This window comes from Streptosporangium sp. NPDC002607, assembly GCF_053592655.1.
Genome location: NZ_JBSFWD010000030.1, coordinates 38,216 through 51,660, shown reverse-complemented (window position 1 = coordinate 51,660; position 13,445 = coordinate 38,216). Strand labels below are relative to the sequence as shown.

The following is a 13,445-nucleotide window of genomic DNA, read 5'->3' as shown; positions in this document are numbered from 1 at the left end:
ACCAGGATCTTGCACCGGACGTTGCACCGGACGTCCGGTACGCTGCCAGGAAGATCGAGGAGGGCCGATCTTGGGGAATGCGTTCGGAGTGCTGCTCCGTCGTCACCGAATACAGCGTCAGCTCACACAGGAAGTGCTTGCCGAGCGGTCCGGTATCAGCTCCCGCTCGATCCGCGAGATGGAGCGAGGCCCCGGGCGGAGCCCCCGGCCGCAGACGATCGAACAGCTCGCGACGGCACTGGCGCTGACCGGCGACGAGCGAGCGGAGTTCACCGACGCCGGGCACGCGCTCTTCTGGGCCAACCGTGCCGGACGGTCCAGCCGGCACAAGCCGTCGGACGGAAACATCCGTGCCGTTGACTCACCGCCCTGGCAACTGCCCGCGGATCTCCCCGACTTCGTCGGCCGCGGCGAGGAACTCGCCCTGGTCGGCGAGGTGCTCGATCCGACCATCCGCGGCGCGAGGTTGGTGGTGGCCTCCGGCCCGCCGGGTGTCGGCAAGACGGCGCTGGCGATACACGCCGGCCACCGGCTCGCGCCGCTGTTTCCGGACGGGCAGTTGTACGCGACGCTGCGCGGCGCCACCAGCGACCCCGCCGATCCGGCCGAGGTGCTGGCCCAGCTGCTGCGGATGCTCGGTGTGGACGGATCGGCCCTGCCTGCCGGGGTGGACGCCCGCGCGGGCCTGCTCCGGATCCGGCTGGCGGGACGGCGGGTGCTGATCGTCCTTGACGACGCCGGTGGATACCGTCAGGTGGAGCCGCTGCTGCCCGCCGAGGGCGTCGCGATGATCGTGACAAGCCGGCTGCCGCTGACCGGACTCCCCGGGGTGACGGCCATCGACCTGCGCCCGCTGCCCGATACGGTGGCCGTCGATCTGCTCGCCCGGGTGGCCGGCGTGGCACGTGTGCGAGCCGAGCCCGTGGCCGCCGCCGAACTGGTCAAGGTGTGCGGCGGATTGCCGCTGGCGGTCCGGATCGTCGCGGCCCGGCTGGCCGCGCGGCCACACTGGGCGGTCGGCGCGCTCACGGAACGGCTGACCGATGAGTGCCATCGGCTCGACGAGCTGCGGCACGGCGACCTCGCGGTGCGTCCCGGACTGCAACTCGCCTACCGGGGGCTCAGCCCGGCCACCGCCCGGGTGTTCGCGCTGCTCGGCGGGTTGAACGTCCCCTCGTTCCCGGAGTGGCCGGTGGCCGCGCTACTGGACGCCGAACCGGCCGCGGGGGCCGCCGCGCTGGAGGAGCTGCTCGACGCCCGGCTGCTGGACGACCTCGGCCCCGATCGGGCAGGCCAGCCGCGTTACCGGTTTCACGCGGTCACCCAGCTGTACGCGCGCGAGCGCCGGGAAGCCGAGATCGGCCGGTCCGAATGGGTCGCCGCACTGACCCGGACCGCCGGCGGCTGGCTGGCCCTCGCCCGGCAGGCCCAGAACCACCTGCACAGCGACCGGTTTCACCTCGACGACCGGAGCGGCCCGCCGGTCGTCGCCGACCCGCGCGCGGCCGCCGTCGCCGCCCATCGGCCCATCGAATGGTTCGAAGCCGAACGGGAGAGCATCGCGGTGCTGGTCCAGGCATGCGCTGAGACAGGTCTGACGGCGACGGCACGCGGCCTGGTCGGCTGCAGCACCGACTTCTACGACTTCCGAGGTTATTACGATGACCTGCGGCGGATCCTGGAGACGGCGCTGACCGCCTGCCGGCAGGCCGACGATCGCCTCGGTGAGGCGGCGATGCTCCGAGGGCTCGGTCACTGCCTGGTAGAGCTCGATGACATGGATGAGGGTCTGGCCATGCTGCACGCCGCGCGCGTGCTGGCCGAGAAAGTCGGTGATCCATCTGGGGCTGCGCTGGCCCGCCGGTACATCGGTTTCACCCTGGGGCTGATCGGCCGACTCGACGAGGCCGAGGCGGAGATACGTGTCGCGGTGCGGGAACTGCGGCTCACCGGGCAGCGGTCCGCCGAGGCCGTTGCCCTCGCCAGCCTCGGGTTCGTGCTGCGGCAGCGCGGTGACAGTGCCGAGGCCGTCGACATCCTTCGCGCGGCGTCGCTCATCGCCCGATCGTGTGGTGACCGGTTCGCTCAGGCCTACAGCTTGCGAGGCCTCTCCGGGGCGTTCCTGGCTCAGGGAAAGGTCCAGGAGGCGCAGCGGGCGGCCCGGCGATCCGTCACGCTCTTCGAACAGATCGGTGATCTGATCGGCACCGCCCAGAGCCTGCGGGTGCTCGGCGAGGCACTCGCGCACGAGCCGCACAGACTGGTCGAGGCCGAACGGGTGCTGGGCGGCGCGGCGGCGCTGTTCCGTGAGCGGGGGCACAGCTGGGGACTGGCCCTCACCGAGCTGAGCCTCGGCGAGGTGGAGCTCGGCCGTGATGCCGAGGGGGCCACCGACCGCCTTCACCGTTCTCTGCGCTACTGGACCGACAATCAGGTGCCGGCTCTGCGGGCGCGTACGCTCGTCGCGCTCGCGTCCGCCGCCGAACGGGCGGGTGCCCCTGACGCGCGGAGACTGCTGGCCAGTGCCCATCGGATCTACCGGGAGCTGGGCATACCGGCCGCGAATGCCCTCAACGACACCGTACCGCCCTGAGAAACGACAACAGCGCGGGACACCGGCGTTCCGCCGCGCCGCCGGGATCGCGCCCGCCGGACGTGCGCGCATGCCGAGGGCGGCCGACGATCGCCGGAGCCACGCGGATCAGCTCGTCATCGACGAGCGCCTCCACCATGAACAGCGCGAAGTCCACCCGCCGGGTGATGTCGCCGGTGAGAACGCCGCGAGTAGCCTGCTGTCCCAGTCGGTTTGGCAGCTTCCGGCTCATCACGCGAGCCCGAGTCGACGCCCTGGAATGGGCACGGAAAACGAGTACGGCGGGCGGTCGGTGACCGCCCGCCGTACTCCGTCAGTGGATCGTCATCCGATCAGAGCCGCTGCCACAGGGCGGGAACGTTCGGCGGCTCCCAGCCGGGCAGTGAGGTGTGACCCTGCAGGCATCGGTAGCCGACGCCGTTGTAGGTCACGGTGTCCCCCACCGCGTACAGGGTCCAGGTCTGCCAGGTGCTGCCGCCCTGCCCACCGCTGACGGTGAGACTGAAGGTGGCCGAGCGGTCGGCGCTCGCGCCGTCCGCGTTGAGGTTGATCGTGTAGGTCCCCGCGGGGGTGCTCGCCGAGGTGGCGATCGTGACCGCGGAGGACTGGCCGGAGTTGATGTTCGCCGGGCTGAAGGACGCGGTCGCGCCGGAGGGCAGGCCGGAGGCGCTCAGCGCGACGGCCTGCGCGTTACCGGAGGTCACCTGGGTGCTGAGCGTCGCGCTTGCCGACTGGCCGGGCTGGACCGAGGCCGAGGACGGGCTCACCGAGACCGAGTAGTCGTTGGCCGGAGGAGGGGTGTCCCCCACGGCGAGCTTCCACAGGGCGTTGGCGGCGGCGTCCGCGTTGCGGTCCAGCGCGGTGGTGTTGATGTTGGAGGTGGTGTCGCAGGCGGAGTGGTAGCAGCGGTCGAAGGCCTGGCCCGCGGTGCCGCCCCACTTGGCGGCCTGAGCCGACGTCTTGACCGTCTCGGCACCGGTGAAGACACCGCCCACCTTGACGCCCGCGTTCTTGAACGGGGTGTGGTCACTGCGGCCGTCACCCGCGGTCTCGATCTCGGTCGGGACGTTGAGCGTGGCGTAGTAGTCCTTGAAGATCTTCTCGATGGCCGGGTTGTCGTCGTAGACGAAGTAGCCCGGGTTCGGCGAGGCGGTCATGTCGAAGTTGAGGTAGGTGTCGACCCCGCTCGCGCCGCCGTTCTGGACGTAGTGGGTCGAGCCGCGCAGGCCGAGCTCCTCGGCGCCCCACCAGGCGAAGCGGACGTGCTTGGTCAGCGTGGGGTTGCGGTTGGCCAGTGTCAGCGCGACCTCCAGCAGGGTCGCCGAGCCCGAGCCGTTGTCGTTGATACCGGGACCGGCCGTGACGCTGTCCAGGTGGCTGCCCAGCATGACCGTCGGACCGGTGGGACCAGCCGGCCAGTTGGCGATCAGGTTGGAGTGGGTCTGGCCGTTGTAGGTGAAGTTCTGCACCGTCGTGCTGTAGCCGGCCGCGTCGAGCCTGCCCTTGATGTAGTTCAGCGAGGCGGTGTAGCCGGAGGTGGCCGAGGCCCGGTTGCCGCCGTTGCCGGAGGCGATGGACTGCAGCTGGTTCAGGTGCGCCGTCACGTTGGCCACCGGGATGTCCGGGCTGGTCGGGTCGGGCGGGTTGCCGCCGGTGACGGTCAGGGAGTAGCTCGCCGTCCGGTCCACGTCGGCGCCGTCGGCGGTGACCGTCACCGAGGAGGTGCCGCTGGGCGTGCTCCCCGAGGTGGCCAGCGTCAGCGTCGAGGTCTGGCCCGCCGTGATGGTCGCCGGGCTGAAGGACGCGGTCGCGCCGGAGGGCAGGCCGGAGGCCCGCAGCGTGATGGACTGGGCGCTGCCGCCGGTCACCGTGGTCCCCACGGTGGCGGTGGTGGACTGGCCGGCCTGCACACTGCCCGAGGTCGGGCTGAGGGAGACCGAGAAGTCGTTGCCGGGCGGGTTCACCGTGCAGGTCGCCTCGCCGCTCTGCGCCGGGACGTTGACGGCGGCCCACGCGGCCTTGGTCGCGTTGACCTCGACGCAGCTGTTCGGGAAGAGCTGCTTGGCCGCGGCCACGGTGGTCAGGCGCGCCTTGGCGTGCGTCCACGGAATGGTCTTGCTGTTCAGGCCGCCCATGAAGATCTGACCGGCCTTCTGGATGCCGATGCCGGTCAGGCCGGCCGGTCCGGAGCAGACGGTGCTGGCGGGCTTGCCGGGCGGGTTGGTGCCCTCGGCGAGCAGGTAGAACCAGTGGTTCTGCGGTCCGGCCGCCGCGTGCACCTCGGTGTTGGGGATCGAGGAGCTGTAGCAGTTGGGGTCGCCGAGCGCGCCGGGGTTGTACATGTTGCGGATCGGGCCCTGGCCGACCAGGTTGACCTCCTCGCCGACCAGGTAGTCCGGCGGGTCGGAGGCGTTGGCGGCGAAGTGCTCGGTCAGCGCGCCGAAGATGTCGCCGGTCGACTCGTTCAGGCCGCCGGCCTCGTTGCCGCTGCCCGCCCCGCCGGAGCCGGAGAACTGGAAGATGGCGTGGCCGTACTCGTGGCCGACCACGTCCATCGGGGTGGCCTGCTGGTTGTTGGCCTGGTTGTGCCCGAAGTTGGTGTAGGACCCGTTCCAGTAGGCGTTGACCTCGTTCAGGCCGACGCGGGCCGGGAACGCGCCGCCGGAGCCGTTGAACCCGTTACGGCCCAGCCAGTCGCGCAGCATGTCCCATTCCTTCTGCGCCGCGTACAGGGCGTCGACGCAGGCGGTCTCCAGGCTGGTGCCCTGGCCGTTGCCCCAGGCGTCGTCGGTCCCGGTGTAGGCGGTGCCGCCCTGTCCGCCACAGCGCAGGCTGGGACGGGTGGTGTCGGTCATCGAGTACGAGCTGCCGGAGCCAGAGGTCTGGATGGTCAGCGGGTTGCCGTTGTAGAAGCCGTTGCCGGTGCCGGCGCGGACGTCGTCGTAGGAGTCCACGACCGTTCCGTCGAGGGCGTCCACGAAGACGTGCAGCACGCTCGGAGCCTCCTTGGTGGCGCCGGTGACGACCACCTCCCATGCCAGCCTGGGCTGCTTACCGGCCGCGTGCACGACCAGCCGGGGGGTGCTCACGCTCTCCACGGTGGGCAGCTTGTCGCGGGCGGTGACGGCCGCGGCGGCGGCGTCGATCTTGCCCTTGACGCCTATCTCGATCCTGGCGCGCTGGCCCGAGGCCACGGACCCGACCTCCTGGCCCGTCCTGTCGGTGGTGACGATCACGTCACCGCCGTAGACGGGCAGCCCGCGATGGGTGCGGGAGTAGGTCAGGTACTGCAGGCCGCGGGTTCCCACGATGGTGTTCGTGAGCGTGAACTCGTCCTCCGCCGTCTTGAACAGGGCGTCGGACCTGGCGGCGAGGGCGCCGCCGGCACTGGAGACCGCGCGCCTGCGGGATTCGGGATCCGGCGGCGCGAACGCCGGCGGATCTGCGGACATGGTGCGGGCGGCGATGCCCGCGGGGGCTGTGGCGGCGCCGGCGGCGCTCACCACTGAGGTCGTGGTCATGGCGACGGCGGCCAGTACGGCGACCGCGCCCAGCTTGACCTTGGGATTCACGCGGGGTGACTCCTCTCGGTGTCCCTTGGGGGGTTGGAGGGATGCAAGGAGCCCTGACGTTTTGGGCTGGACCAAAGCTGACACCGTGAGTGCGGGACGAGTACCCTACGAAATTGCATAACTTCGCGATATAGGCGGCTAAACAGGTGTAGAAAGCGGCACGTGGCGCCTCAGCCATGACGCGTAGACGGGGGCGCGCCGCACCTCGGCCCAGTAGGTTCTGGTGACGGCCTGGACCAGTTCGTGCCCGTACCGGGCGACCGGCCCGTGCTCGGTCCACCCGATCATGTGCCGGAAGCGCAGCGGGGTCCCGGCCAGCGGCCGGATGGTGATCCCCGGGTGGCCCTTGCTGGTCGCCTGGAACATGCCGACGCACCGGCCCGAGGAGATGAGGTCGATGGCGAGGCTGAGGTCGGCGGAGTAGCCGACCTTCGGGGTGAAGTCCTGCTCGGCGCAGGCGGACCAGAAGTGCTCGCGATGTCCCGCCTCGACCAGCGCGTGCATGACCCAGTCCTCGCCGGCGAGATCACGCAGCTCGATCTCCTCCTGCCGGGCGAGCAGGTGGGAGGCGGCCACCCCGACGAAGATCGGCTCGACGGCCACGCCCGCGTAGACCACTCCCGGGGGCGGGAGGAGCTCGTGTCCCGGATAGTCGCCGAGGGTGGCGAGCTCCAGGCGCTCGGACTCCAGGAGTCCGGGCAGCAGGTCCATCGCCTCCTCGGTGCGGACGGTGATGTCGGCACCGTCCAGCAATTCATTAAGGCATCCGATAACATTTATCGCTAAATGGCTGGACATGCAGCCCAGGCGAATTCTGATCTTCTCCGGGGGCTGCTCGGCGTAGCGCATGCCGTCCCGCCGCAACTCGTCGAATGCCGGCAGCAGCGACCGCGCCCTGATCAGCACCCACGCGCCGAGATCGGTGGGCCGCGCCCCCTCCCGGCCTCGCTCGAACAACGATCCGCCGAACATCCGCTCGATGCGTCGCAACTGCGTGGCGAGCGCGGGCTGCGACATCTTGAGTGCGACGGCCGCTTTGGAAATGCTGCCCGAATCGGCGATCGCACAGATTGCTCGTAGGTGACGCACCTCTAGGTCCACGCCGGGAGCTTAATAGTAAAGAATCTTTCCGGTAAGACCCAAGTTTCGGGGAGACGGGTCAGGCCGTCGGCGCGACGAAGACGCCGCGACGACCGGCCTCGGCCAAGCAGTTGCCGAAGCTCGGCGAGATCCCTCCTCGTACAGTGAGGACATGGGCATGCTTACCGTGCAGATCGACATGGAGACAGAGGACGCTCTGGCTGAGCTCATCTCCGACGGCGGATCTCTCGCGGACGTGGTCCGCGATGCCATCCATCAGGCCGCATGGCGCCGACAGGAGCAGCAGGCCCAGCGTGACGCCGAGAGGCTGGCAGGCGACCCCGCCGACCGCGCCGAAACCCAGGCGATCATGCACGACATGGATGACCTGCGTGCGTGGTGACGTGTACCGGCTGCCAGCACCGAAGAACGCTGGATGATCTCCCACATCTCATGGGAGTTCGCTTGACGAGGCATCATCGAGGATTCATTTGCATTCACCCGTCCGGTCTTCCCCAGCCTGTAACTCCCGGATGGAACAGGAGCCCTTGGGCCTCGACCTCAGGCTTCGCACCCCGTGGTTGCCCGCGACGCACGCAGACACGGCGTCCTCAGGCCCGAACAACTAGCCGAGAAGCCCGCTGCGGATGTGCTGGAAGACCAGGCTGGTCTCAGTCGAGGCATACTCCCGTGAGGCACTGAGGTGTAGCGTGACGAACTCGCGCAGCGCTTCGGGCGACGCGGCCGTCACCTGGATCAGGAAGTCCACCGATCCCGCCAGGAAGTAGACGTTCAGCACTCCTGGCAGTGCGGCCAGCTTGGCGGTCATCTCACCGATGTGGGAGCGCGCAGTTGGTTGCACGCGCACGGCAACCATGGCCTGGATCGGCAGGCCGAGGGCCTCAGGGGCGATGTCGGCGTAGAAGCCACGGATTGCTCCGATCTCACGCAGGCGTCTCAACCTCAGTGAGCACGTCGACGGAGCGATCCCGACTCGGCCGGCGAGCGTGTTGTTCGGGATGCGCGCGTCCTCGGCCAGCTCATGGAGCAGCCGTCGATCTACGTCATCCAGTGCTGCCGGAGTGCCGCGGAACAGTCGCACAGGATTCGGACTCGACGGTCGAGAAGGACTCATGAATGAACGATGGGCGAGTATCTGCTGGGATATCGCTAGTTCTTGCGATGTTATGGCGCCCTATCGAAAGACTCGCCACCATCATTGCTGTTTCCCAATAAAGGGGTGGGCAATGCGCATCGCTGTCCCGAAGGAAGTCAAGAACGAGTACCGCGTGGCCATCACACCCGCAGGCGTTCACGAACTGCCCCTGAACGGGCACGAAGTGTACGACTAGGCCGACGGCGGCGCCCAGTTCCTGCTGGTATTCGACCACGTAGTGGCCGCCGCCGACGCGTACCTGAGCCTCCCCGCGGCCCAGAAGGGGATCATCCCCGGCGTCGCCGATCTCCGGCTGACCAGCACGTCGGCCCGCGCCTGGCCCGGCAGGTCATCCTTGACGGCCCCGCGGTCCGGGCCGCCGAGCCCGCGGCCAGGCTGCTCGTCGAGGAGGTCCACGAGGCCACGGACCTGGACGCGGCGATCGAACACTGCCTCGGCCGCATGCGCGGCCCTGCCGTCACCGCCAACCGCCGGATGCTCAACGCCGCGGAGGAACCTCCCGACGACCTGCGGCGCTACCTGGCCGAATTCGTCCTGGAGCAGGCGCTGCGCCTCTATAGCGGCGACGTCGCCGCCAAGGCCGGCCGATTCTCCGCGGGCTCCCGATCCTCGCCGTCCCCTCGTAGCGACAGAAAGGCCTGTCCCCGATGGACATGTCACCCCAAGAGTCCCTGATCAGAAACGGCTTCGTGGGTCCCTTCCCGCGCTTCGCCTCCTCCGCGGTCCTCGAGGAACTGCGGGAGTTCTTCGGCAGTGTTCTGCACGAGGCGCCCACGCACCCGCTCTACGGCCGCTATTCGGTGCGTGACTGGCACCTGGCCAATGAAACCGTCCGCGAGATCCTGACGGCTCCGGAGCTGGCCCAGACGGTACAGGAGGTCACCAAGGCGGACTCGCTGATCCTGTGGCGCTCCAAGCTGTTCGAGAAATTCCCCGGCGGCGGTCCGATCGACTGGCACCAGGAGTACGGCTACTTCGACGGCGAAGAGGTCGGCGGGCATCGCCCAGCGCTGTTCCCCATGAATCCCGCGGGCGAATGGGACTGGACGGTGTGGCTGGCGCTGACGGACGTCTCGGATGATGACGGCGTCATGGAGTTCGTCAAGGGCTCCCAGCGCAACTCCTACCCCAAGCGGATGGTACGGCTGGCGGAGTCAGGCGCCTACGTCGATCCGCGCAACCGGATCAAGACCAAGGAGGAACTGCTCGACCGCGCCGCCAACAACAGCGTGATCCTCGACATCGACACGCGGAACGTCTTCTCCGGGGTGGACCCCGACAAGTACTCGCTGGAGGAGCTCTTCAGCATGCTCGATGCGTTCTGCGAGAACCTGTTCGCGGTCGTCACCGAGCCCTTCAAGGTCAAGCCGGGCGACACGCAGACGGTCCCGATGAAGGCCGGCGAATATGTCATCTTCAGCGAGCGCTGCATGCACCGCTCGCGCGGGTCGCTGCCCACGGCGGTCACCCGGCTCGCGCTCAACGGCCGCTACACGCTGGGCGACACGTGGGTCTACCCGCAGCGCGTCACCGGCGACACCTACGACGGCTCCAACCTCGACATCAGCTCGCACAAGTGCGTCCAGGTGGCGGGCACCACGTTCACCCCCCACAACGCCTACCTGTCGTGAGACGCGATTCTGCCGGATCAGCATGAGCGAAGCCGATGACCGTCCCCGCGTCCGCTTCGAGAAGACCGGGGCCAGGACGCGCCTGTCTCCAACTCGCTTCCGCACCCGGTCCATGAGAGCGGAGTGCGAGATCTCGTCGAAGCAGGCTTTGATGTCCCCTTCTACGATCCACTCGTAAGAGCGGGACGCGAAGTGGTGCACCTTGGCCACCGCGTCATGAGCTCTGTGGTTCGGACGGAAACCATAGGGACATGGAAGGAAATCCGTCTCGAATATCGGCTCCGACACCAGTTTCAAAGACGCTTGGAGCACCCGGTCGCGGATGGTCGCGATCCCCAGGTAGCGGACCTTTGGCTTTGGGGATCGCGCGCCGTCGCGCTGGGAGAGGTTGGAAGGTACAGGCCTTGGGATCATCTCATCCTGTCGAACGCCGGAAGGCACCCGTCGGTTCTGGCCCGTAAGTGTCGATCTAACCAGCGAGGAGCTTACTGACCGCCTGGTGGGAGACTCCGAGTAGCAAGCCGATGTCCCGATGGGGAAGCCCCTGCTCGTGCAGACGGCGCGCGGCCTCGCGTGAACGACTGACCGCGTCGTCACGCAATCGGTCCGCCTCCCGGCGAATCTCCCTGGTCCGCGCGACCTCCGCGGCGAGTTCCTCCCCCAGGACGGGAACCACCGTGATCTGCCAAGCGGTCACGGCCGGGTCGTCGATGTCGAAGCGAAGGGCCAGTAGATCGCGTACCGTCTCCTCGGCCTGATCGAGCCGCCGCACTTGAGTATGTGCCGGGCGCCGCAATCCCGGCCCTTCGATCTCCGGCGCCCACCAGCCACCGGACCGCTGGGCCGTGACCCGGAACTCATTCGCTTGGCCTCCTCCTCGTCATCCTGGCTCATGTCCTGTTGAGCCTCGGCGAGTAGTGCGTCCCACTCCTTGAGGCTGCGGACACGATCCTCGGCATCCGTTCTGCGACACGGAGGTGGGAGACAGGGCCGCCCGGCCAAGCCCCGGAGTCCCCCCAGGTCCGTCCCGCGAGGCGAAAGGCGGCCATCACCGCTTCGAAGGCGGCGCAGTCCACGATGTTGCCGCCGGTCAGGTGCGGTGCGCAACCGCCACGGGATGCCGTTGACGACCTCGCGATGGTCGCGCCGGGGGCGCCTCCTGCCGTCCGTGGCGGGCAGCAGGGGCTCGATCCGTTGCCAGGCCTTGCCGGTTCACCTCGTCGCACCACGAACGATCATCCAGCCGCACCTGGGGTGATCATGTGTAGACAGACCCCAGGGAGACCGGTCGTCCCGGAGTGGGGGAAACGAGCAGGTGGTCGAGGCCGGCTTCGGAGAAGGCGGCGTGCACGTTCGACTGGTCCTCGGTGAAGTGGGTCCAGCCCTCGACATGGAGCGGCACGACGTGCCGGGCTTTCAGCAGGCGCGCGGCGATCACCATCTCGGTGGCGTTCAGGGTGAGCCGCTCGTCGATCATGGGCGTGCGGACGGCGCCGCCGAACAGCAGCGCGACGTCGACGACCGGGAACCGCCCGGCGATGAGCTCCACGTACTCCAGCGAGGCGTTGTCCCCGCTGATGTAGACGGTGGGCAGCCCGTCACCGGTGAGCACGAAGCCGGTGACCTGGCCGACGATGGGCTCGCATCCCGGCGGGCCGTGCAGGGCGGGAACGGCGGTGACGCGCACCCGGCCGACGTCGTGGTGCTGCCAGGGGTGCATCGGGGTGACCCCGATGCGCGTGGCGGCCTCGGGCGTGCTCAGGGTCAGCGGCGCGGCGGACATCATCTGGCGGCCCAGCCTGTCCAGGTTGTCGGGATGCTGGTCGTGGCTGAGCAGCACCAGGTCCACCCGGCCGACGTCGGCCGGGGAGAGGGCCGGGCCGATGGTCTTGGTGAGCGTGAGCGGCCCGACAGGGTGATCTCCCGGCGGATCGAAGGTCGGATCGGTGAGGATGCGCAGCCCGCCGAGTTCCAGTAGGGCCGTCGGGCCGCCGATCACGGTGATGGTGGTCGTCATGGGCGGATCCGTTCGCTGCGCGGTCAGGCATCGTCTGGATCATGCTAGCCCCGCATTCCGCACATGACCTCGATTTACCTGGAGCGATTACCCTATGCACCGGATCAAATACCGGTCTGCAACGATGCGGCAGGTGCGGAAACCGGAACACGCGGGACGGCCTTCCTGGCCGGAAGGGCGCCGGGGTCCGGCGTGTCCCGGACACGCCGGACCCGTGCGCCCCCGTGACCGGCGGTGGCCCCGGCTCCACCCGTACCGATGACGGTCGGGCCGCGCGCACCGGTCGGTCATGGTCGCCGCCCGTCGGCGACCATGACCTCCACCTTCACCGCATCGTGCTCGCGGTCCCGGAGACCGTCAGACGGGCATTACCCGCAGGGCGGGATAGCGGGCCGAGTTCAGGTACAGCTTGTCGGTGCCGTGCTCCTTCTCCAACTCCAGGACGAACCGATAGCGGTAGAGCCCCGGCCGGGCGTCGCTCATCACCGCCCCGGCCCAGTAGTAGTAGACCGCGGTGTACTGGTCGCGCATCCGGTCGGGAGCGCCGTAGATCTTGAGCTCGGTCATGATCCGGCGTTCGGCGACGTCGTCCTCGTCGCCCTTCTCGATGTCGAGGAAGACCAGGTTGTTGATCTTCGGCATCGGAGGCCAGGTGCCGTCCGGACGGCGGTGCATGTCGATCGGGCGGATGATCCAGTTGATCACCTGCCCCTGCTTGCAGATGGTCTCCAGGTGGTCGCTGCCCTGCCCGACCCCGCCGACGCTGTTGTCCATCATGTAGAGGCAGCCGTCCAGGGACTTCGTCGCGGCGGCCTTCTCCATGTCGACGAGGGTCACCACGTTCAGCTGGACGGAGTTGAGCTGGCCGCGATCGGCGAAGTCCGCAGCCGCGTATTCCTGGGTCATCGGCCTCCCTTTCCCTCGTTGACGGGACCGGCCAGGGCCGGCCGGGCGGTGGGGGTGAACGGCGTGCCGACGGTGCCGAGCAGGAACGAAAGCCGGTACGGGACCGGTTCGGTGAGGTCCTGCTTGACCTCGGCGGTCCAGAACACGATGTCGGTGCCGGGATACACCTTCCGTGTGGGCTCGGCGATCTGCGGGTCGATCTCGATGTCGGCGAGGGCCACGTAGGTCTCGCACTCCAGCGGGATCACGTTCCACAGCAGGGTGTCGCCCTTGCGTACCCGGCTGTGCAACTCGGGGGTGCCGAAGCCGGTGGACCCTGCGGCCCCGTTGGTGTCATAGAAGTAGAGGTTGTCGTCCAGGTTCTCCGACGCCAGCGCGGCCACGGGGTCGACCACCGCAGTGATCGTCACGGGCCGGACGGGCCGGGCGGGCCGGCGTTCGGACTGTCTGTTCCTCGGGGGCATACGGC

At 68.8% G+C, this 13,445-nt stretch carries 13 protein-coding genes and 2 pseudogenes; 4 read left to right on the top strand and 11 right to left on the bottom strand.

Annotated features, from left to right (window positions below; genetic code table 11):
• Positions 1-88: 88 nt before the first annotated feature.
• On the top strand, positions 89-2,593 hold the full coding sequence (locus tag ACWD3H_RS29530; protein WP_451957362.1) for an ATP-binding protein: 2,505 nt from the start codon (positions 89-91) through the stop codon (positions 2,591-2,593).
• Here the strand turns inward: ACWD3H_RS29530 and ACWD3H_RS29525 are convergent.
• The 3 genes from ACWD3H_RS29525 to ACWD3H_RS29515 all read right to left on the bottom strand — a co-directional run bounded on the left by ACWD3H_RS29525 (position 2,571) and on the right by ACWD3H_RS29515 (position 7,266).
• A complete protein-coding gene (locus ACWD3H_RS29525) occupies positions 2,571-2,825 on the bottom strand; it encodes a hypothetical protein (RefSeq protein WP_451957311.1) in 255 nt (84 codons plus the stop codon). The two genes, ACWD3H_RS29530 and ACWD3H_RS29525, sit on opposite strands and share 23 nt — an antisense overlap.
• Positions 2,826-2,925: 100 nt before the next feature.
• Positions 2,926-6,165 (bottom strand): M28 family peptidase, encoded by a 3,240-nt coding sequence (locus ACWD3H_RS29520; protein WP_451957310.1) that lies wholly within the window; start codon positions 6,163-6,165, stop codon positions 2,926-2,928.
• 138 nt (positions 6,166-6,303) lie between these two features.
• On the bottom strand, positions 6,304-7,266 hold the full coding sequence (locus ACWD3H_RS29515) for a LysR family transcriptional regulator (protein ID WP_451957309.1): 963 nt from the start codon (positions 7,264-7,266) through the stop codon (positions 6,304-6,306).
• Between the two features lie 151 nt (positions 7,267-7,417).
• Between ACWD3H_RS29515 and ACWD3H_RS29510 the strand changes: the two genes are divergently transcribed.
• Entirely contained in the window at positions 7,418-7,648 is a 231-nt protein-coding gene (locus ACWD3H_RS29510; protein WP_451957308.1) for a hypothetical protein, read from the top strand.
• A gap of 222 nt (positions 7,649-7,870) precedes the next feature.
• Here ACWD3H_RS29510 and ACWD3H_RS29505 read toward each other — a convergent pair whose 3' ends face one another.
• Both ACWD3H_RS29505 and ACWD3H_RS29500 read right to left on the bottom strand, forming a co-directional pair.
• Complete coding sequence (locus tag ACWD3H_RS29505; RefSeq protein WP_451957307.1) at positions 7,871-8,380, bottom strand: Lrp/AsnC family transcriptional regulator; 510 nt, start codon at positions 8,378-8,380, stop codon at positions 7,871-7,873.
• 213 nt (positions 8,381-8,593) lie between these two features.
• Positions 8,594-8,851 (bottom strand): hypothetical protein, encoded by a 258-nt coding sequence (locus ACWD3H_RS29500; protein WP_451957306.1) that lies wholly within the window; start codon positions 8,849-8,851, stop codon positions 8,594-8,596.
• 12 nt (positions 8,852-8,863) lie between these two features.
• Between ACWD3H_RS29500 and ACWD3H_RS29495 the strand changes: the two genes are divergently transcribed.
• Positions 8,864-9,097, top strand: a complete 234-nt coding sequence (locus ACWD3H_RS29495) for a hypothetical protein (protein WP_451957305.1) — start codon at positions 8,864-8,866, stop codon at positions 9,095-9,097.
• A complete protein-coding gene (locus tag ACWD3H_RS29490; protein WP_451957304.1) occupies positions 9,076-10,053 on the top strand; it encodes a phytanoyl-CoA dioxygenase family protein in 978 nt (325 codons plus the stop codon). Before ACWD3H_RS29495 ends, ACWD3H_RS29490 begins: the two co-directional genes overlap by 22 nt.
• Before the next feature lie 108 nt (positions 10,054-10,161).
• Here ACWD3H_RS29490 and ACWD3H_RS29485 read toward each other — a convergent pair.
• The 6 genes and pseudogenes from ACWD3H_RS29485 to ACWD3H_RS29460 all read right to left on the bottom strand — a co-directional run.
• A pseudogene (locus ACWD3H_RS29485) lies at positions 10,162-10,467 on the bottom strand (reverse transcriptase domain-containing protein); the annotation flags it as partial.
• A 55-nt stretch (positions 10,468-10,522) separates the two neighbouring features.
• Positions 10,523-10,825 (bottom strand): hypothetical protein, encoded by a 303-nt coding sequence (locus ACWD3H_RS29480; RefSeq protein WP_451957303.1) that lies wholly within the window; start codon positions 10,823-10,825, stop codon positions 10,523-10,525.
• A pseudogene (locus tag ACWD3H_RS29475) lies at positions 10,747-11,247 on the bottom strand (hypothetical protein); the annotation flags it as partial. The gene ACWD3H_RS29480 and the pseudogene ACWD3H_RS29475, both read right to left, overlap by 79 nt.
• A 64-nt stretch (positions 11,248-11,311) precedes the next feature.
• The gene (locus ACWD3H_RS29470; protein WP_451957302.1) at positions 11,312-12,070 is read right to left on the bottom strand and encodes an MBL fold metallo-hydrolase; all 759 of its coding nucleotides are present in this window, start codon (positions 12,068-12,070) and stop codon (positions 11,312-11,314) included.
• 357 nt (positions 12,071-12,427) lie between these two features.
• On the bottom strand, positions 12,428-12,976 hold the full coding sequence (locus ACWD3H_RS29465; protein WP_350924988.1) for a hypothetical protein: 549 nt from the start codon (positions 12,974-12,976) through the stop codon (positions 12,428-12,430).
• Positions 12,973-13,386, bottom strand: coding sequence for a hypothetical protein (locus tag ACWD3H_RS29460; RefSeq protein WP_350924986.1), 414 nt, complete (start codon positions 13,384-13,386; stop codon positions 12,973-12,975). The genes ACWD3H_RS29465 and ACWD3H_RS29460 overlap by 4 nt, the downstream gene beginning before the upstream one ends.
• Between the last annotated feature and the right edge of the window lie 59 nt (positions 13,387-13,445).

Bases quoted from the DNA above. Each gene is read 5' to 3' on its own strand.
- ACWD3H_RS29505 (WP_451957307.1), bottom strand. From the start codon at position 8,380: ATGAGTCCTTCTCGACCGTCGAGTCCGAATCCTGTGCGACTGTTCCGC.
- ACWD3H_RS29470 (WP_451957302.1), bottom strand. From the start codon at position 12,070: ATGACGACCACCATCACCGTGATCGGCGGCCCGACGGCCCTACTGGAA.
- ACWD3H_RS29490 (WP_451957304.1), top strand. From the start codon at position 9,076: ATGTCACCCCAAGAGTCCCTGATCAGAAACGGCTTCGTGGGTCCCTTC.
- ACWD3H_RS29510 (WP_451957308.1), top strand. From the start codon at position 7,418: ATGGGCATGCTTACCGTGCAGATCGACATGGAGACAGAGGACGCTCTG.
- ACWD3H_RS29525 (WP_451957311.1), bottom strand. From the start codon at position 2,825: ATGAGCCGGAAGCTGCCAAACCGACTGGGACAGCAGGCTACTCGCGGC.
- ACWD3H_RS29465 (WP_350924988.1), bottom strand. From the start codon at position 12,976: ATGACCCAGGAATACGCGGCTGCGGACTTCGCCGATCGCGGCCAGCTC.
- ACWD3H_RS29495 (WP_451957305.1), top strand. From the start codon at position 8,864: ATGCGCGGCCCTGCCGTCACCGCCAACCGCCGGATGCTCAACGCCGCG.